This window comes from Flavobacterium cutihirudinis (genome assembly GCF_003385895.1).
GTDB classification, from domain to species: Bacteria; Bacteroidota; Bacteroidia; order Flavobacteriales; family Flavobacteriaceae; genus Flavobacterium; species Flavobacterium cutihirudinis.
Window position 1 is genome coordinate 126,684 of sequence record NZ_QRDQ01000012.1, and the last position, 22,075, is coordinate 148,758.

The 22,075-nt window shown below is 30.7% G+C and carries 19 protein-coding genes; 2 read left to right on the plus strand and 17 right to left on the minus strand.

The window, feature by feature from the left end; all coding sequences use genetic code 11:
• Nucleotides 1–173 precede the first annotated feature (173 nt).
• Together BD847_RS18700 and BD847_RS18705 are read left to right on the plus strand one after the other, a co-directional pair.
• Nucleotides 174–1,241, plus strand: a complete 1,068-nt coding sequence (locus BD847_RS18700; protein WP_449404009.1) for a putative type IX sorting system protein PorV2 — start codon at nt 174–176, stop codon at nt 1,239–1,241.
• Between the two features lie 39 nt (nt 1,242–1,280).
• Nucleotides 1,281–2,417, plus strand: coding sequence for a lipoprotein N-acyltransferase Lnb domain-containing protein (locus BD847_RS18705; RefSeq protein WP_115889785.1), 1,137 nt, complete (start codon nt 1,281–1,283; stop codon nt 2,415–2,417).
• A 4-nt stretch (nt 2,418–2,421) separates the two neighbouring features.
• Here BD847_RS18705 and BD847_RS18710 read toward each other — a convergent pair whose 3' ends face one another.
• The 17 genes from BD847_RS18710 to BD847_RS18790 form a co-directional block, all read right to left on the minus strand.
• The gene (locus BD847_RS18710; RefSeq protein ID WP_115889786.1) at nt 2,422–3,816 is read right to left on the minus strand and encodes a sugar transferase; all 1,395 of its coding nucleotides are present in this window, start codon (nt 3,814–3,816) and stop codon (nt 2,422–2,424) included.
• Nucleotides 3,817–3,875: 59 nt separating this feature from the next.
• Nucleotides 3,876–5,246, minus strand: a complete 1,371-nt coding sequence (locus tag BD847_RS18715) for an O-antigen ligase family protein (protein WP_317125314.1) — start codon at nt 5,244–5,246, stop codon at nt 3,876–3,878.
• On the minus strand, nt 5,215–6,273 hold the full coding sequence (locus tag BD847_RS18720) for a glycosyltransferase (RefSeq protein ID WP_244201637.1): 1,059 nt from the start codon (nt 6,271–6,273) through the stop codon (nt 5,215–5,217). Before BD847_RS18720 ends, BD847_RS18715 begins: the two co-directional genes overlap by 32 nt.
• A 23-nt stretch (nt 6,274–6,296) precedes the next feature.
• Nucleotides 6,297–7,415, minus strand: coding sequence for a glycosyltransferase (locus tag BD847_RS18725; RefSeq protein ID WP_115889789.1), 1,119 nt, complete (start codon nt 7,413–7,415; stop codon nt 6,297–6,299).
• An 11-nt stretch (nt 7,416–7,426) separates the two neighbouring features.
• A complete protein-coding gene (locus BD847_RS18730; RefSeq protein ID WP_115889790.1) occupies nt 7,427–8,431 on the minus strand; it encodes a hypothetical protein in 1,005 nt (334 codons plus the stop codon).
• Nucleotides 8,432–8,439: 8 nt separating this feature from the next.
• The gene (locus tag BD847_RS18735) at nt 8,440–9,528 is read right to left on the minus strand and encodes a glycosyltransferase family 4 protein (protein ID WP_115889791.1); all 1,089 of its coding nucleotides are present in this window, start codon (nt 9,526–9,528) and stop codon (nt 8,440–8,442) included.
• A 34-nt stretch (nt 9,529–9,562) separates the two neighbouring features.
• The gene (locus tag BD847_RS18740) at nt 9,563–10,654 is read right to left on the minus strand and encodes a glycosyltransferase family 4 protein (RefSeq protein ID WP_167443891.1); all 1,092 of its coding nucleotides are present in this window, start codon (nt 10,652–10,654) and stop codon (nt 9,563–9,565) included.
• A gap of 60 nt (nt 10,655–10,714) precedes the next feature.
• Nucleotides 10,715–11,866, minus strand: a complete 1,152-nt coding sequence (locus BD847_RS18745) for a glycosyltransferase family 4 protein (protein WP_115889793.1) — start codon at nt 11,864–11,866, stop codon at nt 10,715–10,717.
• The gene (locus BD847_RS18750) at nt 11,866–13,248 is read right to left on the minus strand and encodes a hypothetical protein (RefSeq protein WP_115889794.1); all 1,383 of its coding nucleotides are present in this window, start codon (nt 13,246–13,248) and stop codon (nt 11,866–11,868) included. The genes BD847_RS18745 and BD847_RS18750 overlap by 1 nt, the downstream gene beginning before the upstream one ends.
• Nucleotides 13,248–14,135 (minus strand): hypothetical protein, encoded by an 888-nt coding sequence (locus BD847_RS18755; protein ID WP_115889795.1) that lies wholly within the window; start codon nt 14,133–14,135, stop codon nt 13,248–13,250. The genes BD847_RS18750 and BD847_RS18755 overlap by 1 nt, the downstream gene beginning before the upstream one ends.
• Entirely contained in the window at nt 14,135–15,568 is a 1,434-nt protein-coding gene (locus BD847_RS18760; RefSeq protein ID WP_115889796.1) for an MBOAT family O-acyltransferase, read from the minus strand. Before BD847_RS18760 ends, BD847_RS18755 begins: the two co-directional genes overlap by 1 nt.
• Nucleotides 15,569–15,758: 190 nt before the next feature.
• Nucleotides 15,759–16,718: an NAD(P)-dependent oxidoreductase gene (locus BD847_RS18765; protein ID WP_115889797.1), complete on the minus strand. Its 960-nt coding sequence runs from the start codon at nt 16,716–16,718 to the stop codon at nt 15,759–15,761.
• Nucleotides 16,684–17,382, minus strand: a complete 699-nt coding sequence (locus BD847_RS18770) for an acylneuraminate cytidylyltransferase family protein (RefSeq protein ID WP_115889798.1) — start codon at nt 17,380–17,382, stop codon at nt 16,684–16,686. The genes BD847_RS18765 and BD847_RS18770 overlap by 35 nt, the downstream gene beginning before the upstream one ends.
• On the minus strand, nt 17,383–18,540 hold the full coding sequence (gene neuC, locus BD847_RS18775) for a UDP-N-acetylglucosamine 2-epimerase (protein ID WP_115889799.1): 1,158 nt from the start codon (nt 18,538–18,540) through the stop codon (nt 17,383–17,385).
• A gap of 61 nt (nt 18,541–18,601) precedes the next feature.
• On the minus strand, nt 18,602–19,651 hold the full coding sequence (locus BD847_RS18780; RefSeq protein WP_115889800.1) for an N-acetylneuraminate synthase family protein: 1,050 nt from the start codon (nt 19,649–19,651) through the stop codon (nt 18,602–18,604).
• A 5-nt stretch (nt 19,652–19,656) separates the two neighbouring features.
• Nucleotides 19,657–20,751: an acyltransferase family protein gene (locus BD847_RS18785; RefSeq protein ID WP_115889801.1), complete on the minus strand. Its 1,095-nt coding sequence runs from the start codon at nt 20,749–20,751 to the stop codon at nt 19,657–19,659.
• A 195-nt stretch (nt 20,752–20,946) separates the two neighbouring features.
• Nucleotides 20,947–22,065, minus strand: a complete 1,119-nt coding sequence (locus tag BD847_RS18790; protein ID WP_115889802.1) for a glycosyltransferase family 4 protein — start codon at nt 22,063–22,065, stop codon at nt 20,947–20,949.
• Between the last annotated feature and the right edge of the window lie 10 nt (nt 22,066–22,075).

The window sequence follows — 22,075 nt, forward strand, 5'->3', positions numbered from 1 at the left end:
TGCTAAGGGGCAAATTTAGCATAATAACTGCATGTAAAATAGGTTTTCACAAGAGATTTTTAGACGAATCCTTCTGTTCTGCATTATTTAGCAAAAGGAACAAATTAGATGACTAAAAAATTATATTTTTGATAAAAATTAAAAACAGGCCTCAGTCTGCAAATAAACATCAGTTGAAAAAACTTTTTGCGCTTTTATTATTTTGGAGTTTTACTACACAGTATGCACAAACCGTTCGGAAATATTCGAATGAGTTTATGAATATTGGCGTTGATGCAGCAGCATTAGGAATGTCTAGTGCAGTTGTTGCTTCTACAAACGATGTTAATTCAGTTTACTGGAATCCGGCAGGCCTTACTCATCTTGAAGACCATCAAATTTCACTAATGCACGCAAATTATTTTGCCAATATCGCGCAATACGATTACATAGGATATGCAAGTCCGATTGATGATCGAAGCGCATGGGGAATCTCAATGATTCGTTTTGGTGTCGATGATATTATGGATACTACTCAGTTAATAGACAATCAGGGAAATATCGACTATAACCGAATCAGCTTGTTCTCGACTGCTGATTATGGATTCACATTTTCATATGCCCGAAAATTGCCTGTTGAAGGTTTTCAATACGGAGTAAATGCCAAAATAATTAGGCGAATTATCGGAAAATTTGCTAATTCTTGGGGTTTTGGTTTTGATGCTGGTTTACAGTTTGAACGTAATGACTGGAAATTTGGGTTGATGCTTCGTGATATTACCACGACGTATAATGTCTGGAATATTGACGAGGAAGAATACGCAAAAATTGCGAATGCTATTCCGGGAGAAAACAACGAACTGCCTGAAAGTACTGAGATTACTTTACCAAAAGCACAATTAGGAGTTTCAAAAAAGTTTGATTTTCACAACGATTATAGTCTTTTAGTTGCAACAAATTTAAATATGCGATTTGAACAGACAAACGATATTATTTCTTCAAAAGTTGTAAGTATCGATCCTGCTGTTGGTTTTGAATTTGGTTACACCGATCTTGTTTTTTTAAGAGCCGGTGCTGGAAATTTTCAAAACGTAACACAATTAGATAATACAGAAAAGGTCAATTTTCAACCCAATATCGGACTTGGATTTAAATATAAAGGCATTCAGGTAGATTACGCCTTAACTGACTTAGGAAACCAAAGCACAGCCTTATATTCTAATATTTTTTCTTTAAAAGTAGATTTAGGTATCTTTAGATAATATTTACAAAACCATTAAACTTCTTAAAAATTTGAAATTATGAAAAATGTCATTTTCAAAAAAACACTTTTCCCTTTACTATTATTATTAAGTTTTATTGGTTTCAGCCAAAATTTACCTTTATCAAAAGACGCCAAAATTAGTGTTATCACTTGTGGTTTAGGCAATGAAACCTATTCTTATTTTGGTCATACTGCCATTCGTGTTGCTGATCCTGCAAACAATATTGATCTGGTCTACAACTATGGAGCTTTTGATTTTAGAACGCCAAACTTTGTGGCCAAATTTGCGAAAGGAGACTTGCAATATTTTGTGGTGGTCCATCCATTTGTAGATTTCATGAATGAATACAATTATGAACAAAGAAGTGTTTTTGAACAGGAATTGATTATTCCACAAGATTTAAAACAGAAGCTTTTTGATAATTTGAATACTACTTTATTGTCTGAAGATCGTTTCTATACTTATAAATTTATAGATAAAAACTGTACCTCGATGGTTGTGGATATTATTAACAAAACCCTAAATGGAAAAATAATTACTAAAAAAGGTAATACTGACATTACCTATCGTTCTATTTTATTCCCTTACTTTGACGGACATTTTTATGACAAACTAGGTACCAGCATTATTTTTGGAACTAAAGTAGATCAATTAGGAACAAAAATATTTTTGCCTTTTGAATTGAAAAACAGTTTGGACAAAACTATTTTTCAGGGCCATCCTTTAGCAACAAAAAGTGAGACTCTTTTGAGTTTTGAGAAAGAAACACCAACATCATGGTGGAATAATGTTTACACTTATCTTTTTATACTTGGCTTTGTAGTTTTGGCACAAAATAAAATAGTCGACAAAATCTATCTTTTTATTTTGTCTTTAATGGGGTTCTTCTTTGTAGTAGTTGGATTCTATTCTTTTCATCACGAATTAGCGATGAATTATAATGTCCTTTTGTTTAGTCCGCTTTTACTGATTTTGATTGTTTTTTCGATTACGAAAAACAAAAGATGGACATATCGATTTGCAGTTTTACACCTTCTTTTTCTAGTTGTTTACACTTTATTTCTATTAAACAAAGCCCACTTATTTATTGTTTTGCCAATGATTATTACAAGCGGATTTGTTTTAGTAAGAGTCGCTCTCAGAAACAAAAAACGCATTCCGATAATTATCTAAATTATTACTGCCCGCGATAAAACAAAACGGTTGTAAAGGTTTTAAAAGTAATGCTTAAATCAAGAAAAACGCTTCGGTGTTTGATATAATATAAATCATATTGAAGTTTAATCAAACTTTCTTCAATAGATTCACCATAAGAATAATTAACCTGAGCCCAACCAGTCAATCCAGGTTTTATTACGTGTCGGGTTTCATAAAAAGGCATAATTTCGGCAATTTCTTTAACGAAAAAAGGTCGTTCCGGTCGAGGACCAATTATAGCCATGTCTCCTTTCAGAATATTGATAAACTGAGGCAATTCATCAAGACGCGATTTGCGCATAAATCTACCAAAAGGCGTTATTCTTTTATCATTTGAAGTTGCAAAAGCAACTCCATTTGCTTCAGAATTACTGATCATTGTTCTGAACTTATATATCTCAAAAACTTCTCCGTGTTTACCTACACGCTCTTGTGTATAAAACAAACTTCCTTTATTACCTATAAGATTTCCTATAAAAATAAAAGGAATAAACAGCCCACAAAAAACGAGTCCAATAATCGACATAACGAATTCAAAAAAACGTATTACAAACAAATACAGTTTATTATTATTACTGCGGCTAAATGGAAAAAAGCGGTAAAAATCACGTGTTATATAATGCACTGGAATTCGATATGTTTTGCTTTCGTATACCTGTGTATACTCTCTAATGATATTTCCGGATTCCAATAAATGGAGCAACTGTTGATACAATTCCGCAGTTATTCCGTCCGTTTTTTGAGATGCAATCACTATTTCCGAAACATAGTTTTTGCTTACAAACGATTCTAAATCTTCTTTTTTAATCTCTTTTACATAATGAAATTTTGAATCCGCTTCTGAAACAGAATCCGAATTTACAAAACCAATTATCTTATAGTGCGGATCTACATTTTCAAGTCCCAGTACCAATTCCTCTACCTGATCCTGATCACAAATTAAAATTACACTTTGTGAAAAACGATGAGAAGCCAGAAAAACTGCATAACAAACACGCCACAGCAATAATGAACCAAGAATAGTAAAATAAAAAATCAGAATTACAATACGTTGCTTTGGAAGCTCAGGAGAAAAAATCGGTGTAAACAAATAAACCAAAACTGAAGTTGTCACAGTCAGAATAACACTTCTAAGAATTTGAAATTGGTTACTAGAAACCTGGAGATTGTACATCTCGAAAATTGCTCCGAAAATAAGTACATAGACAACCAACAAAAGTGGTCTCAAGAAATGAGACAGATCTAACACAAAATATTGATAGTCAAATAACAAACTCAACAAATACAAACCTGACAATAAAAAAAAGGCATCACAGATACGCAGTAGTATTTTTCTTTCTGAAATTTCGAAATGCATTTTCTTATTGGCAACCATGTATTCAGTTTTTTTTAAACGCTATGATTTGGAGCAAATGTATCATAAAAAAATTGATATTAATCGATAGATTTTTCATCATTTTCGGGAATTTTAACCTGTATAGAAAGAAGAGACAATGCATAAATGAAAGCCGGTGCAGCAATTCGCATAGCAGCATGATTGATGGTTAGAAACCAAAAAACGAAAAAGGATAAAAAATACAAATGTTGTTTATTATTAAAATAAAGAACAAAGGGAGTTAATAGAAGTATAAATAATCCAAAAACCCCGGACAAACCATGCTCACTAAGCATTCTTGAAATCTCATTATGGGCAGCAGAAGCATGACCTGTTGATTCTTCTCGTAGTTGCTTTCCCATTCCTGCACCAATTCCTGTTATAGGATTTTCAAAAAATAATTTTAAATCTGTATCTATAATTGCCTCGCGCCCTCCAAGTCTATCTTTTTTTACTCGCCCTTTAGCGTCCTGGTTAGCATATCGTTTTTCTATAAGACCTCTTGTCTGCATAGAACTATATCCCCAAATCCCAACAGCCATTAAAGCAGTGAGAGCAAAAACGAGAACAAATGCACCTTTACCTTTACTGTTTGAAAAATAATATAGTAAAAACAGCAAAGCCAGTATCATAACCGCTCCTGTAATGATACCCCCTCTTGAAAAAGTAACAATACCTCGATAAGTAATAAAAATGAATAATACTCCGTTTAAAAGTATTGTTAATTTTGATTTTGAAAATAAAATCAGCTGTGTAAAAAAAACAAACATTCCTAAACCTAAAATAGTCGATACCTGATTGGGGCCAAAACCTCCAGAAGTTTCAAAATTAGACGCAGTTCCTCTTACTACATCTTTTACACTTGGATTGTACAAAAATAAATACGCAACAGTCGAAACAATTGGCAATCCAATTGCTATCAGAAGATTTTGTAACTGCGAAAAAAGCAATCTTTTTTTAAAAGTATAAATAGAAGCAATTGCTAAACAGAATGGTCCTGATAAATTAAAAACTAAAGCTTTTTTAATATCTAAATCAAGATTTTCGACGGCAGTTGTAACCAAGATTCCAGGTATCAATAAAAGTAAAAGAATAATATATACAAACGAACTAATTGAAAAATTACTAAAAAACATTCCGAGTAACATAAAAAACATCACTAGAAATTTTACGTATTCATTATTAAAATTACCTCCCGTCATCCTTAAAAAAACCTCAACACCAACAAGATAGGCTGCAACAAACAATACCTCATTATTCTTATTTTGATTTCGAACAACAATTAAAAACCCGAAAATAGGTATTAACAATGCATAAATCTTAGACAAAAATGGCACAACAAAAATTATCAAAGCAATGATTATATGAATCAGAATGAGAGAACTGTATGACAATGATTTACTTTTCATTCTTGCAATTTCTATATTCAATCATTAATTGTTTGATCACGGTTTCCTTTGAATACTTCTTAATCACGGTTTCTTTAAAATTACTTGATAACGTATCTCTTAGCAATTGATCATTAACAATTCTAGTTAATTTCCTTTTAAGTTCCGATTCATCTGATGGATCAAATAATAGTCCATTAACTTCTTCTTCAATAATTTCCGAGCAATAACCTACATTTGTGGAAACAACAGCTAAATTTGCCAAAGCATACTCTAATAAAGTCACAGGAAATCCCTCAGCTGTTGAAGCCAAAACTCCGATCGAACACTGAAATAAGATATATTCTATATCATTTCTATTTCCGCACAAATGTATATGATTTTCTAATGAATTAGATTCTATAAAATCTTTTAAACATTGAGAATAATTATCATTATAATCTTTACCAATCAAATGGAGCGACCAACCTAAATCTTTTAATTTTAAATCGTAAAAAGCTTTAAGAATTATAATATGATTTTTAGGTTTTTTTAGATTAGCCAGAAAAACTATACGCTTTCCTTTCTCTCCCTTTAAAATTGTAATTTTCTGAGGTGAGCCGTTTTGCAAGGTAAAATTAGGAACAAAAATTACTTTTTTACAAAATAAATTCTTTTCACTCCATTTTTGCAATTGTAAATTGACAGTAAAAATGGAAGTAAAAAATAGCGAACAAAAATTTAATATCTTATTCTGGCTTCTTGACTGATTTGAACGCAATCCGTAATGATCGTGCCATATAACCTTAATTTTCGGTAAGGTCAATTTTACCAAAATCGCAGTAAAAAAAGAAGAACCATGAGCATGTATGATGGCAACCTTATTTTCTTTTAAATACCTCCTTAGTCTATAAATAGCTGTAAAGTCAATTGCTCTTTTTTTATTTAAAAATAAATAAAAAACGTTCTCATTCACCTGATCAATCAATTGACCTTCTTTTCTAGTTGCTACTAAACCTGAGAATTCTATTTTCTCAACTAAAGCATTTGCATAACTGATTGCCATTCTTTCAGCACCACCCGCTTCCAAAGAATCTATTAACTGAAGAATTCTCATTTTAGCAGCAATTTTTCAATTTCAATTTCAAATTCATCAATGGTATAATTTTGTGACCAGACGGACGCTAATTTGCTCATTTCTTCAAACTTATTCTGATCTAAAATAATCTCTTTTACTTGAGCTAAATCTTTTTTCACATTCATCTCCAATAAAATTCCTCTTTTTCCATAATCAATCATAAAAGGTACACAAGAAACATTTGTTGCCAATGGAACACAACGCCAAAACATTCCTTCGGCAATTGCTTTTGGCCAGCCTTCACTTTTAGAAGGTAAAATAACAAAATGGCTTTTTTTATAAAATTGTTTTAATGTTTCTTTACTTTGATTTCCGTGCAAAAAAACAAAATTCTCCAGTTGATTACTTTTTATATAATTTTCTAAATTCACACGCTCAATACCTTCTCCAAAAATATTAAGAAGCACTTTTTTGTTATTCTTAACCAACTGCTCAACTAGTTTTACAGCGTAGATTGGATTTTTCCCAGACACGAGGCTTCCGACAAAAATAAAAACGCTATCTGATTCTATATTATTTTTAATTACAATTTCTTTTTCGGAATCAGAATAAGTAGCTGTAAAAAAAGATTTAATATTTTTCGACTGATTTTCCCATTCACCATACACTAAAACTTGCATGTTTCTGGTAAGGAAAGTATTACTTAAAATCCATTTTTGCAAACAGTATGTTGCAGGTTGTTTGCTTTTCTGATCCCAATTTCCCGCATACTTCGCTGTTTTTTTCTTTGAAGGAAAAAATATTTGTGCAATACATCCAAGCAAACCCATATTTCCAGGACATCTCAGATGAATATGATCTGCTTTTTTCATCGCCCAAAAGATGTTCCAAAAAATTTTAGGGAGTTTAAGAACTGATCTAAAACTATTTTCTACATTTACAAAATCAAAATCCTGTACTTTATAAAAATCGATTTTATCATTTTTATACGGTATATCGATTTCTGTGGGATTTCCTTGCATTAAAGGAGCTACAACTATCACTTTATCAACATCTTTTAGCCAGATATTCATTTCACGAATATAAGGTGCATAACCATAATATTGATTATTACTTTTGATGTGACAAACATGCGTGATAATGGCAAACTTCATTGGATTTAAAACTAAATTATATTTTCGGTGATCGATAATATTCTATTGATGTAATTTTTGGGATGCAAATTTAGGCCGCTCCATATAAAATTATTCTGCCCCATTTCAAGGTATTTTTTTCCCGTAAGCAGACTTTCAATTTTTTCCGGCAATTCATTAAATGAGTTACGTGTACTTACTTTTTCGTAATTGATGTGTTCTTTAAAATCCTCAATTACAACATTTACGGGAGTCGTAATTACTGCTTTTCCAAACAATAAATATTCTCCGATTTTCCATCCGGGAGTGTTTTTCAATCCATCATCAGCTATACCGATATCGGCATTTAGCAATGATTTAAAATAATCTTTTTTTGCTGTTTGTTTTAAATCTAATAGAAGATCGGGAGCTATAATTTTTGATAGAGAATCAGGAAATATCCCTACGGAAGAATTTTTAAAATTCTTTTTTATAATTCGACATGCCTCTATCCGAAATTCATTCTGAATCATCCTTCTTTGTTTTTCTTCGTCATCAGGATGATTCTTTGGGTCCCATAATCGGGTATGAAAAATTATTTTTCCATTATTATCACTTACCTTTTTAGGAAAACACCTCACATCCATTGCCTGATGCGATAAATTAGTTCCTAAATTAAAGTAATCTGATGCGCGCACCACTTCTGTTCTATTTCTACTATCTATAAGATTTCTGAAATCAAATTTTAATAAAAGTTTTAATGCTTTATACGAAAGATTTACCTGGAAATTGAGCGGATGGACATTTTTACTATAATCCTTAAGCAACAAGGATCGTTTTAAATAAAAATCATACTTTTCCGGATCACTAATAAAAAGATTATTGTCTGAATAATCAAAAAAAATTACTTTACCATCTGCATAAAGAATTGCTCCACCAGCAACTATTTTATTATTAAAAACAATTTTGAAATCGAGATCATTCTCTTCACAATAAAATAGTACCGAATAAATCAGCATATTATGATGAGAAGTCCAATTTGGCAATTCAAGTTTCATTCAAATAGTTATTTACGTAATACCTCTAAAAATAAATCATTCCACTGATTCATCACTCTATTCTTCGAAAAAGTATCCAGTTTAATTTTCTGATTTTCAATAAAACTCTCTCTAATTACTTCATCATTGATAAGCAAATCTAACTTTTCTGCAAAAGCCATCTTATCATTCAGAGGCACAATAAAACCATCTATATCATGAGAAATAATATTTTTTGGCCCATGAGGTGAGTCATAAGAAACAATAGGAAGTTGAGCTTGTATAGCCTCTAATAAAACCATAGGAAATGCCTCATACTGAGAGACCAAAACAAAAATTTTAGCTTCTTGCATTTTATTCTTTATCTCTTTTGTCGCAGGATAAAGTCTAACATTTTGCTCTAATTTTTCCTTTCGGATTTTTTCCTGCAATAATTTAACATCTCCACCTCCATATATATGTAATTCCCAATTTAAGTTTTTAGCAGCTATTATGGCCCAAATATCTATTAATTGATCAAATTGTTTTATAGGTGCAATTCTTCCCGCAGTTATTACAATATTTTTTTTTGCATTTACGTGAGTATTTTCATTTAAGTCATATATAAAATTTGGAATAACAACTACATTTTTTAAACCAAAATATGCTATTTCATCAAGACTCAGTAATACAATCTTATTGTATTGCCTTATTATATATTTCTTATAAAACCATGTTTTCATATTATAAGAAGCTCCGGAACTATGAATCTCTAATATTTTAGGAATTTTAAACTTTACAAAAGGTACGATTAAGGAATCAAAACCTATTACCGTTGTCAACAAAATATCAATTGATTCTGTTTCTATTATTTTTTTTAAACCTGTGTAAAACTTAAACCCTTTTCGACTATTTCTTATATATGAAATTACACCTCCATATAATTTTGACTTTACATCCAAATTATAGAATTTACATTTTTCATGAAGCTTGTAAAAAACAGAAGCATTTCCTTGGTTTTTAGTAATAAGTATTACTTCATATCCATAATCCTCGATCCAACCATTAATTTTTTCAGTGGTGATTCTTTGGATTCCACCAATACCTGACATTCCGTTAACTAGAATTCCTATTTTCATTCTGAGATTATTTCAAATTAGTTCTTTAATGTCATTACTTTTTATTCAAAACTTCCAAAACTAAATCGTTCCACTGATTCATAACTCTTTTTTTGGAGAAAGCATCCAGTTTAATTTCCTGGTTTTCAATAAAATTCTCTCTAAGTGACACATCATTAATAAGCAATTCTAATTTTTCAGCAAAAGCTGTTTGATTATTCAATGGCACTATAAAACCATCTTTTCCATCAGTAACGATACTTTTAGGCCCGTTTGGCGAGTCATAAGAAACAATAGGCAACTTCGCATTCATAGCTTCCAACAAAACCATCGGAAAAGCTTCAGTCGCAGAAACCAAGACAAAGATACTTGCCTTTTGCATCTTATTTTTTATTTCTGTTGTCGAGGGGAATATTTTGAAACTTTTCTGTATACCTAGTTCATCAATCTTGTTCTTAAAAACATCTATTGGTCCATCTCCATAAAGATGAACTTCCCATTGATCATATTTTGAAGCTATTAAAGACCAAATATCTATCAAATGATCAAATTGTTTTTCTCTTGAAATTCTACCAGCAGAAATTATAACATTTTTTTTATCATGTTTGGAAAAATTATAATCAGAATTATCAATAAAATTTGGAATTACTGCAATATTATCTAACGGATAATAATCAACTTCACATTTATTGAGTACAACAAGTTTTTTGTATCTGTTAATAATTAGGCTTTTCCAAAACCAAGCTTTTTCATTATGAGCAAAACCAGATCCGTGAATCTCAGAAATTTTAGGGACTCTTACCTTAGCAAAAGGAACAACTAAAGAATCAATTCCTCTCATTGTTGTAAATAGAATGTCGATCTTTTCAGATTTCATTACATTTTTTAGCCCAAGAAAAAGCTTAAATGCCTGAGGAATGTTTTTTATATAATCTTTTATACCACTTCTTAATTTAGCATGAATATTAAGATTATAGCGTTTACATTTTTTATTTACCTCATAAAAAAAAGGAGCCTCCTTTTCATTTTTGGTTATTAAAACTACATCATAACCAAATATCTCTATCCATGCATTTATTTTCTCAGCTGTTATTCTCTCAACTCCTCCTACACCCGACATCTTATAAACTAATATTCCAATTTTCATCTTAAGATTATTTCTATTTAGCATCAATTTATTCTTCCCAAAAAAAATTAATACTTATAATTATGTGACCACTATATTTTTGTAGACATTAATATTTTGAAGGACAATGTTGTCAAGTCCGTATTTTTCGCATGCAAAATCAAGAGCATTGTCAGCCATCATTTTTGCTTTTACCGGATCAGATAATACCCAAATAATTTTTTCTGCTATATCTTTTGGATTATGAGGGTCACATAAAAGTCCGGTAATAAAATCTTCAATAGCTTCCGGTCCAGGACCGTATTTAGTAAAAACTACCGTTTTCTGCATCGCCATCGCTTCTGGAGCTACCAGACCTTGGGTTTCCATGTGAGAAGGAAAAACACAAACTGAAGCATCAGCATATATCTGCGGAATATCATTATAAGAAACTAATCCATTAAAGTGAACATCTTTTGCAAATTCTCCTAATTGCGGTATTTCATTCTCTTTCAACATTTTAATATAAGAACTTCCGTCTGGAAAGAACCAGTCTCTTCCATAAATTTCAAGAGTCGCATCTGGAAATTCTTTTTTTACAAATGGAAAAGATTGTATTAACTGACGTACACCTTTTTTTTCGCAAACTGTGCCGGCAAATACAATTCTGTTTTTATATTCTGATTTATTCTCTCTTGGCTTAAAAAAAAGTGTATCGACTGGATTGCTTATATAAGCAACTGGTTTACTATTATAACTTAAATACTTCTCTGTATGATTTTTCACATAGTACGAAATGGCAATAAAAGCATCACTCTTTTTAAAAGATCTTTTTTCCTGAAATCCTTTCCATCTATTAATTTTTCTTTTTTCGCTTTCAGCAAAAAAATGATGTCCACCATGAAGCCTTATAATATATTTAATCTCTTTTATTTTGGACAGAAAAGCCAAACCAAGTTCAGAAGATTCAATAATCTGAATTGGATTTTGTTGATGAATTTCTTTAATTTTTGAATTGATTGCTCTGGAATTAAAAAACCATGATAATCCCTTTAACTTACTTCTCTTTAATCGGTAAACGTTTATTCCTTCAATATTTTGAGTTTCGTTTTCTGGTGTATAATTAATTCCAACGACCGAAACTCTAACTCCATTTTTTACCAATGTCACAGCCAGTGTCTTAACAAAACTGCCAATTCCACCGTGTGGAAATCCTTTTTTAGGAAACTCATTGGTTACGAAACAAATGTGCATTATAAATTGATTTTGATTGCATTATTTATTTTGCCAGAAGAGTTTTTATAATTTTCCAACACAACCTCTTTCCATTTAATCATTTCGGCACTACAACTTTTCTCAGAAGTAATTTTATCAACTATCTCTTCTTTGCTATTCAACCAAATGACTGCATTTGAATCTGACATACTTTTAAAATGCTGATAATTGTAAATCGTTTTCACAGACCAATTATTAACTGTTTTCTGTTTCTGATCATAATTAATAAAAACACAAGGTTTATTAAACATAGCAAAATCAAAAGCCATTGTAGAACCAACATTTATTACGATCTCAGAATAAAAAGCTGTACTCACCAATAACTTAACATCATCAAGAGTGGGATAAACAGAATTCCATTCTTTAGATTTACTAAAATACCATAAAGGCGGCGCTTCTTTTATTAAATCTTTATACTGACTTACAACTTCATCAAACCTTCCTGAAAAATCAATCGGGCATCGTCTGAGCAATATCTGATACTCATCATGTAAATTTGCTTTTATGATTTCTTCTGCAATGTCTCTCAGATATTTTGGATCATCTGGAGAGGTTTTAGTATCATCGCCAGAATAACAGATAATTTTTTTATTTGGATCTAAATTATAAGTCTGATAAAAAATTTCTTTATTAATTATCTTTTTAGAATCTTCATAAAATTCAAACTGAGGAGTTCCCGTGACATTAATCTGACTTGAATCAATTTCAGGATAATAGAGATTTAGCTCTTGCTGCATATAATCAGACCAAACCAAATAATTGTCAGCTTTTAATGCCATACGGGCTTTGGGTAAATTATCCCAGGAATAAATGACAGTTGTTGTTCTGATACCTAAATCTTTAGCTGCCGCAAATATTGGAGCCGCTTTTAATGCTCTTTGATGCGAGCAGAAAACAACAGTGGGCTTCACTTGCTTTAGAATATCTTTAATCTCTTTACAAAAAGAATTTTTACGAAGAGCTTTCTGATATCTTTTTTCCAGATTTAAAATACTCTTATAATGTTTAAAAAAAGGAGCCAAAAACTCAATTGTTTTATAAAATATTTTTTTAGAAAATGTTTTCTGATTCCAGTTCCAATTCTTCAACAAAGTTGGATTATGTACTTTTGAATTATTGTAATGTAATCTTGAGAGACAAATTAATTCTCTTAAAAATTTTTCTTTTACTGACTCCCGATAATCAGGAATCGTCAATTCTTCATGAATATCAGTATTTTGCTGTATTGCCTTTATCGTCTCCGTATCAAAATTATGAAACAGAATTAAATCTTCTTCTAGATGATTAAATACACTAGAGTAAAGATAATTTCGAATTCCAACACCATCAGGGAATAATAACAAGATTTTACTTTTCTCCATTATTTGTTTATATCAAAAAAATCTTTTAAAATTCGAGAAGTAAACATACGCGCACCTTCATCATTCATATGTCCGCATGACGAAAAATATTTATCTTCAATAACTACATTTTCGTAATTATGTATTTCCGGATAAGCGTTTTTTACTTTATCAAAGTAATTCATTCCCTTGACGTTTTCGCACATAGGTGTCATTACTACAATCAAATTAATATGGTTTGTACGACAAATATTTTTAATTTCCTCGTAATATTTATTATGTGGTAACGGATTTAAATTGACAATGTTATTTTTCATATTTCCGCTTTTATGCTTAACCAACGGATAATATCCTAAATTATCTAATGGATTTGTTTTCTCACCTTCTAAAACATGAAAAACCTCTCTGAAACCAATTTTTCCATCATATTTTATAAATCTGTAAAATGGAAGATAATAAAGTTCCTTAAAATCTTTTTGAGAAGCAAAATGTTGTTTTATTACAGTTGAATTATGAATATAAGGTAGAAATTTTGCTGATACTCCTTCCGATTCCTGATCATTTGAAAGATTCAAATCAGCTTCCAAAATGACATTTTTTATTTCATATTTTCTTTCGATCATTAATTTCAACATTAATGAAGCTTCAAACAGATGTCCCCCACTCATTCCGTAATTAAATGTCTTCAGTCCTTTGTCCTCAAACATTTGTGCTACGAAATGGTTGTTTGCTCTCGATGAGCCTAAAATAATAACATCATATTTTTCTTCTTTAGAATTAAAAACCTTTTCTATTTTTCCTCTGTTTTTAGAATGCAAAAAAACATAAGTATAAAAACCATCCAATGCAATTACAATCAGGATTACTACAACCAGAATTTTGGCTATAAAAATTAAAAACTTCTTCATTAAAACTGAAAATATATAAATTCTTTATAGTCGGAATAAGTTCCAAAAGCAATTATCGTTAAAATTGCCAAAGCAACTCTTATGCTACTCATTTTGCCGGAAAGCGGTTCTATTTTGTTACGGTTATTCCATTCAACCAAAACAAATAGGCCTATCATGACTAACAATTCATAACTATAGCGTTCATTATCTAAATATTGGAAACCAAAATCTCTATTAGTAACTATTCGTTTTAAATATGAAACTGCATCCGTAATTGTTTTTGCTCTAAAGAAAACCCAGGCAACACAAGTAATCGAAAAAGTAAAAATTATACTCCATAGCACTTTCACAGAATCGAGATTAAACTTTAGCTGAATTGCATCCATATTATTTCGGTTGCTATTGGATAAAAGTAATGGAAGAAAATAAATCGCATTCAAAAATCCCCAAGCGAGATAAGTCCAATTGGCTCCATGCCAAAATCCGCTGACTACGAAAATTATAAATGTATTTCTGATTTTCATCCAAAGTCCACCTTTGCTTCCACCTAACGGAATATACAAATAATCCCGAAACCAGGAAGAAAGTGAAATGTGCCAACGACGCCAGAATTCAGCTATGTCTCTTGAAAAATAAGGGTAATTGAAATTTCGTAATAACTCCAAACCAAACAATTTTGAAACTCCTAAAGCAATATCTGAGTATCCCGAAAAATCGCCATAAATTTGAAACGCAAAATAAATAGCTCCCAGAATTAATGAGAAAGAGTTCATTGTCTCATAATGATCGAAAATAGCATTGGCATAAGTTGCACAGGTGTCTGCAATTACTACTTTCTTCACCAATCCCCAAATTATTTGATAAACACCTTCTTTTGCTGTTTGAAAATCAAATTCTCTTTTAACCTTTAATTCTGGCAATAAATGTGTTGCTCTTTCTATTGGTCCGGCAACCAAAAGGGGAAAATAACTCACGAAAAGTGAATAATCTATAAAGTTATATTCAGCTTTTATTCTCTTAAAATAAATATCAATTACGTAGGATAATCCGTGAAAAGTATAGAATGAAATTCCGACCGGCAGAATTACATTTAATAAAATCGGACTAGCATTGATTCCGACTGAATTTAGTAATTCTGCAAAAGAAGCAGCAAAGAAATTATAGTATTTGAATACTCCTAAAAAACCTAAATTGACGGTAATACTAAGCCAAAACCAAAATTTTCTACTTTTTTCAGATTTCCCTTTTTCAATTTGAATTCCGGTATAATAATCTAAGAAGGTAGAGAAAACGAGCAAGAATAAAAACCTCCAGTCCCAACAAGAATAGAAATAATAACTGGCAACAATTAGTAGTGCATTTTGTGCGCTTTTAGTTTTATTAAAAACAAACCAATACAGAAAAAAGACTATCGGTAAAAAAATAGCAAAAGCTATAGAGTTAAAAAACATATGGTATTTTAATGGTTTGCATTTTATTATGAAGGCACAAAGAAAAGAATATTTTTTTTTAGAAATGAAAACTTAAATTCTTTTCTAAAATTATTTATAATGACTCATTTCAGAAACCATTGTAGTTTAAAAATCTTCTACTAAATAGCTATTATCTACTTTCAAATTATTTGGAAAAATTCATAAATCATCATAAAACTATCCATTTCTGTAAAAATTTTTCAACAATAAATTCTTCGGTCATTTCCATGGACTCTTTTGTTGCACCGGCAATATGAGGTGTAATAATTATATTAAAGTTTTGTTTTGACAATTCAACTAATGGATTTGATAAAATACTTTCGGCATAAAGCTCGTTCTCTAAAACATCTGTTGCAACACCTTTAATTTGCCCACATTTAATCAATCTTGCGACCTCATCTTCATCCCAGATCCCTCCTCGTGATGTATTAATTAATACTGCTTCTTTATTGATATAGGACAATAAATTTTTATTGACAATTTTTTTATTTTCTAATGAAAATGGAATATGCAAACTGATTATATCTGCCCAGTCGAACATTTCTTCTGGAGCATAGAATTTAACAAATTGAGAATCAATATCTTTCACATCAAAAAAGCCAACTTCCATATCAAAGGCTTTAGCAAAATTAGCGACTTGAGTTCCCACGCGACCAAATCCTAGAATCCCTATTTTTTTTCCTTTTAAATTTGTATTAATGTATAAATTTCTATCCCATCCTCCATTTTTAACATGATCGTAGGCACTTGGAATTCTCTTTAGCAAAGCAATTAATAATCCCCATGTATGCTCTGCGGTAGATGGTATACTTTTTAAAAAACCAACTTCCCCTTTAAGAGATATAACCTCTCCTCCAACACTTTCAAAATAATTTGTATCAATATGATCCAGACCAGTTGTAGCCGTTAGTATGAACTTTAAATTTGTTGCTTTACTAATAATTTCTTTATCAATTACAAATCCCAGCCTTACAAAAATTATATCAGCATCAGCAATTTCTAGTTTTAGCTCTTCCCGATTTTCAATTCTTCCTATTTTTACCTGAAAGAATTCATTCAAAATAGTTAATGCCTTAACACTAAAATTATCTGATTCAGTAATTAGTAGTTTCTTTTTTCCAATCGTCATATAAAAGTGTTGCTAATTTAAAATCTCTAAAAGTATCAATATTGACTAACCAATCAGGATTCATTATATAAGCCATTTTTTTTTGAACCATAAATGTTTTTTGGTCTAAAAATGCATTAACTCGAACCGCATAAAAACAGCCATTTCTATAATACACCGGCTCAATATCCTGTCTTCTCAAAGCTTCCCCTGTTTGAAATAATGGGATTAATTCAACATCATTAATCAACTTATACATTCTTGCCGGATGAATATCATTCATTGGCACGACACTTATAACACCATCTTTATCATTTTTATCAGCTAATAATTTGATAATGTTATCAAGGTCTTTATAAGTACGCAGTGGAGAAGTTGGTTGAAGAAGTACTATAACATCAAAATTTTCAGTACTTTCCTTTATTATATGCAAAACCGTGTCTACAACATTACTTTTATCATCAGCTAAATGAGCAGGTCTTTTTAAAACTTCAACATTGTGTCCAATTGCAACGTTTGCAATATTGCTATCATCAGTAGACACAACAGTTTTAGTTACAAGCGCAGATTGCAAAGCACACTCAATTGCATGCACCAGTAAAGGTTTACCTCCCAAATCCTTGATATTCTTTCCTGGTACACCTTTAGAACCACCACGAGCTGGAATTATAGCCAATACTTTCATCTAATAATTTATTGTTTTATGAAATTGTAAAGGCACTTCTGCTAATAATTTAGCTATTTTTACACCTGCTTTTCCATCTCCATATATAGGAGATGAAATACTTTGCCCTTTTTGGATCATTGTTTTAATTGCGTTTCCAATTTCTTTTTCAGAATAATCCACGTCTACACTATTTCCTCCACGTTCTCTTCTATTTTGACGCGAACCAATATTAACAACCGGAACACCAAGAAAAGCACATTCTCGTATTCCAACACTTGAATTTCCGATTAGGCAATCACTATGTTTCAATAATTGTAAAAAATCCTTCCCTTCCATATTTTTAAAAAAATGGACATTCGGTAATTGATGTTGTTCTCTAAAAGCACGAATTCCCGTAGAAGTTCCATCTGCTCCAGCATCGACATTTGGCCAAAACCAAAGTGTAGGCTTATTTAATTTATAAATCGCTTCAAGCGTAACTTCTATATGTTTTCTTGAATCCTTATATTCAGTAGTAACCGGATGTTGCATAACAACCACATAGCCATTATTTAAATCGGGTTTTGCTCCTACACCACCATATTTTTCATAGGGATCAAAAGAAAGCGTTTTGTTATTAATTATTTCTGAGGCTAAATCAATTGACGGACATCCGGTATTAAAAACCATTTTAGATTCTTCGCCCAACTTTATAACTCTCTCTTTGGCACTTTCAGAAGCTACGAAATGGTAATCTGCTAATTTCGTAATTGCATGACGTACTTTCTCATCAATATTACCAGTCACCTCACCTCCTTGAATATGAGCCAAAGGTATGTTCATATAAGAAGCAGCAATTGCAGTAGCCATTGTTTCGAATCGATCTGCCACGGTTACAACAATGTCTGGTTTTAAATTATCAAAAACGGTAGACAATTCCAAAATACCAATTCCGGTAGTTTTTGCTGCTGCAGTTAGATTTTCACCTTCCAGTACATTAAATACTTTTGCGGCAATAGCAAAACCATCTTTTTCGATGTAATTTACAGCAGAACCGTATCGATCTAATAGTGCTGAAGCAGCAATAATTAACTGCAATTCCAGATTTGGATGTTTCTGAATTGCTGTTAGTACTGTTTTTACACGACTATAAGAAGGACGCGCTGTAATGACTACAGCTATTTTTCGTTTTTGCATTTTAATTATGTAATACTTGGGCTAAATGTAGATAAAAAGAGAACAATAAAACAACCTAATTTTATAACAAATCGGTTTCATTTAAAAAATCCCATTTCTTTACGTCCTTATTTAAAGTTTTTCCAATTATATTCTGAAACTGAGAAGCATCTATTCCAAAGCCTTTTGGCTTTTTAGATTCTAAATCATCAAAAGTCAGAACGTGATTTTTGGCTAAATCCTTATTTACAGCAAGTGACTTTTCGAAAATTTGCTTTAATTCAGAAAAGGCCGTATTTTCATTTTTATTTATTGGATTTATTAAAGCTTGATTTATATTTCTAACAGCTGTTACTAAATCCTTTGTTTCTGCTATAGTCAAAGAAGATTTTGAATCAGGCCCAAAAATCTGCCTATCAAAAACAACATGAAATTCTAAAATAGAAGCTCCTAAAGCTGTTGCTGCAATACAGGTTTCTGTTTTCGCCGAATGGTCTGAGAAACCAATTGGGACATTGTAACGATTCTTCAATTCCTGAATTATGTTCAGACCGTATTGATTCGGCTGAGTTGGATATGCAGTTGTACATTGTAAAATAGAAAAATCAACATTTCTTTCCTTTAAAAATAAAACCGTTTTTTCCAATTCTTTATAAGAACTCATCCCTGAAGACAAAATTACAGGTTTACCTGTCCGCGCTATTTTCTCTAAAATTAAAAAATTGTTCACTTCACCAGAACCTATTTTATATGAATTTACACCAATTTCCTCCAGCCAATCAACAGCTAAATTGCTAAAAGGTGAACACATAAATTCTAATCCTAAATTATCGCAATGCAGTTTAATGTCTTTCCATTGTTCCAAGGAAAATCCCATTCGTTTCCAGTAATCAAACCTTAATTTATCTTCTAATGAAAATTTCACTCTAAAAGGCTCATGTTCACTACTTTCAGCTTCAGCAATATGCATTTGAAATTTTACTGCATCAACTCCTGTTTGTGCAATAGCATCTATATATGAATGTAAAATCCCCAGACTGCCTTCATGCGCCTGACCAATCTCCGCGATAACAAAGGGTGGAAAACCTTGTCCGATTTTGTGTCCAGCAATTTCTATATAAGGATATTTCATTTATATTAAAATTTATACTTTTCTTTTTTTAATAAGAAAGGTTTTTCAAAAAATTTATATGATAAATGGGAGACCAAAACTGTTCCCAGAAATGTAAAGATATAGAGAAGAGAATTCGAGAAGAAATTCCATTTTATAAAACAGTTTATAAAAAAAACAATAACTATTTGATGGTACATATACAATCCATATGAAATCTCACCCATTTTAAAAAAGAATTTATGTTCTAAAAGTCTTGCAATATTTTTATTATGAACCAAGTTCAATATAATTAATATAAAAAAGACAGCATTTATAGAACTTCTAAAATAGACTATATAAGAACTAAAAATTTGACTAATGATCAAAAGAAATATACTCAAATAAAATGTGGAGTTATTTATTACAAAATCTACTAATTTATTTTTAGTAAATAAAAGATAAGCCCCTAATGCCCCAAAAGTTAAAGAATCTAATTGAACTTTTGCAATGTATCCCCTGATCAATTTAATATACAAAATATCGTCAAAAAATGCATTATGCATAACTAGTAATATTATATTATAACTTAAAATTATCCCCAAAAAATATTGCATTAATTGCTCCTTTTTATTAATCAGTAAGGGCCAAATAAGGTAAAATTGCTCTTCGGTACCTATTGACCATGTTTGTGTCGCAAAAGGAATACGCTTTATTATAATTAGTATATTTGGCATAAAAAACACCAGTAAAACAAGAACTCTCACAAATTGCGCGTTACTTGTATATTCAAGTTTTGAGTTTGGGATATTAAACATTTCAAAATGCGGCAAGACAAACAAAGAAACTACTACAATCAAGAAATAAAGTGGCCAAATTCTTAAAATTCTACGAAAATAAAAGAATTTGAAATTAATTTTTTCGCGATCTTTTTTTTCCTGCAATAATAAAAAAGTAATTAAAAATCCACTTAAAACAAAAAACAACGATACACCTTGTTCCCCTAACCGTTTTATTGTTTGAAAACTATTGCTATAATCAAAGAAAGATTTATTTAATTCAATATGACTAATTATTACCATCAAAGCGGCAATAAACCTTACTCCATTAAGATTTGGAAAATACCCCTTATCTTTTTCCATTCATCTTAATTATATATAAATTCTGCATAATCTAGGTCTTCAAGAGTAACTGTGTCTATTTTGTGCAAAAATATGATTTACTTCAAATAAATATCCTTTTTCTGAAATAATAACATCTTTCATTAAAGAAACTTTTGAAAAATAGTGCAACCTATTTACTCATGCAGGTTTTGCAAAAAATTATGCCTTAAAATTTTATTCATTCTTTGCAATAACTCTATGCTTCCATTTCTGAAAAACTTCCGAAAACCCTGAACACCAATCCTCTATATTTAAAATTTGATCTTCTGAATTCTGTACATTATACCCATTCTCTAATTTTAAAAATGATTCTTCAAAACTTCCAACCCACTCTTTAACAACATTAGGTTTATCCAAAAGAATCCCATTTGACGAATTATAGAACTCTGAAACTCCACCATTGTTCGCCGCTATAGTAAAGCAATTACAACAAATAGCTTGTGCCAGACTTAACCCAAATCCTTCTTTACACAAGGTAGAAAAAATATAAACATGAGCCAATTGATAAAATTTTATGGTTTGATCTGCGTCAACCTGTCCAAAGAAAACAACTCCTGGTATTTTCTCTTCTCTTTTTGCTCCCACAACAAGTAAAACAACCTTATCAAGAGATTTATTCCAGTCTTTCCAAGCATTTAAAATTAAATCTAGACCCTTTTTATCTCTATCATAAGATAACCATAAGTACACCATTTTTCCAGACAATTCGAATTCTTTTAAGAGATGTTCTTTTTCTAGTTTTTCTAAGGGATAAAACTTATTTTTATCTATTGGGTTATTTAAAACCGTAACTTCCGGAATAAATTCTAAATATTTATTTTTGTTAAACAGATAAGCACTTTCTGTTAAAAAAATCATCTCATCGCATTTTTGCAAAAAAACACTATTCTCTTGATTATTAAAAAAATAAGAATAACCACAATTGTAAAAAATAATCGTAGTCTTTTCGTGTAAATTCAGTTTTTTTAAAAAATAAGTTAGCGCATTTTTTAATTTTACATTATCTACTATACAGATGATCAAATGATCATTCACATTTAATAATTTTCTTAAGGCTTTAAAATAATAATAAAATCTATAATGCTTAAATAACTTTAAAAACACCTTGTTTCTTATTTGTCTTACTCTTAGAAATTCGGTTTTGGCTTCAATTTGCAGATCCGTCTTTTCACAAATAAAAAAATCAATACAATTTTTTTCACTTGTTAAAAAGTATTCTATTCTTTGCGTCCAGGATCCTTTCTTTCCAGAGGGAATAGGGTGTCCAGATACTATAACGTTAGCTATTTTCATTTACTACCTT

What these genes read in the sequence shown, in the direction of transcription:
- neuC (WP_115889799.1), bottom strand. Translation starts at nt 18,540, where the DNA reads ATGCAAAAACGAAAAATAGCTGTAGTCATTACAGCGCGTCCTTCTTAT.
- BD847_RS18750 (WP_115889794.1), bottom strand. Translation starts at nt 13,248, where the DNA reads ATGGAGAAAAGTAAAATCTTGTTATTATTCCCTGATGGTGTTGGAATT.
- BD847_RS18755 (WP_115889795.1), bottom strand. Translation starts at nt 14,135, where the DNA reads ATGAAGAAGTTTTTAATTTTTATAGCCAAAATTCTGGTTGTAGTAATC.
- BD847_RS18780 (WP_115889800.1), bottom strand. Translation starts at nt 19,651, where the DNA reads ATGAAATATCCTTATATAGAAATTGCTGGACACAAAATCGGACAAGGT.
- BD847_RS18710 (WP_115889786.1), bottom strand. Translation starts at nt 3,816, where the DNA reads ATGGTTGCCAATAAGAAAATGCATTTCGAAATTTCAGAAAGAAAAATA.
- BD847_RS18735 (WP_115889791.1), bottom strand. Translation starts at nt 9,528, where the DNA reads ATGAAAATAGGAATTCTAGTTAACGGAATGTCAGGTATTGGTGGAATC.
- BD847_RS18760 (WP_115889796.1), bottom strand. Translation starts at nt 15,568, where the DNA reads ATGTTTTTTAACTCTATAGCTTTTGCTATTTTTTTACCGATAGTCTTT.
- BD847_RS18725 (WP_115889789.1), bottom strand. Translation starts at nt 7,415, where the DNA reads ATGAAGTTTGCCATTATCACGCATGTTTGTCACATCAAAAGTAATAAT.
- BD847_RS18730 (WP_115889790.1), bottom strand. Translation starts at nt 8,431, where the DNA reads ATGAAACTTGAATTGCCAAATTGGACTTCTCATCATAATATGCTGATT.
- BD847_RS18705 (WP_115889785.1), top strand. Translation starts at nt 1,281, where the DNA reads ATGAAAAATGTCATTTTCAAAAAAACACTTTTCCCTTTACTATTATTA.
- BD847_RS18770 (WP_115889798.1), bottom strand. Translation starts at nt 17,382, where the DNA reads ATGAAAGTATTGGCTATAATTCCAGCTCGTGGTGGTTCTAAAGGTGTA.
- BD847_RS18765 (WP_115889797.1), bottom strand. Translation starts at nt 16,718, where the DNA reads ATGACGATTGGAAAAAAGAAACTACTAATTACTGAATCAGATAATTTT.
- BD847_RS18790 (WP_115889802.1), bottom strand. Translation starts at nt 22,065, where the DNA reads ATGAAAATAGCTAACGTTATAGTATCTGGACACCCTATTCCCTCTGGA.
- BD847_RS18740 (WP_167443891.1), bottom strand. Translation starts at nt 10,654, where the DNA reads ATGAAAATTGGAATATTAGTTTATAAGATGTCGGGTGTAGGAGGAGTT.
- BD847_RS18785 (WP_115889801.1), bottom strand. Translation starts at nt 20,751, where the DNA reads ATGGAAAAAGATAAGGGGTATTTTCCAAATCTTAATGGAGTAAGGTTT.
- BD847_RS18745 (WP_115889793.1), bottom strand. Translation starts at nt 11,866, where the DNA reads ATGCACATTTGTTTCGTAACCAATGAGTTTCCTAAAAAAGGATTTCCA.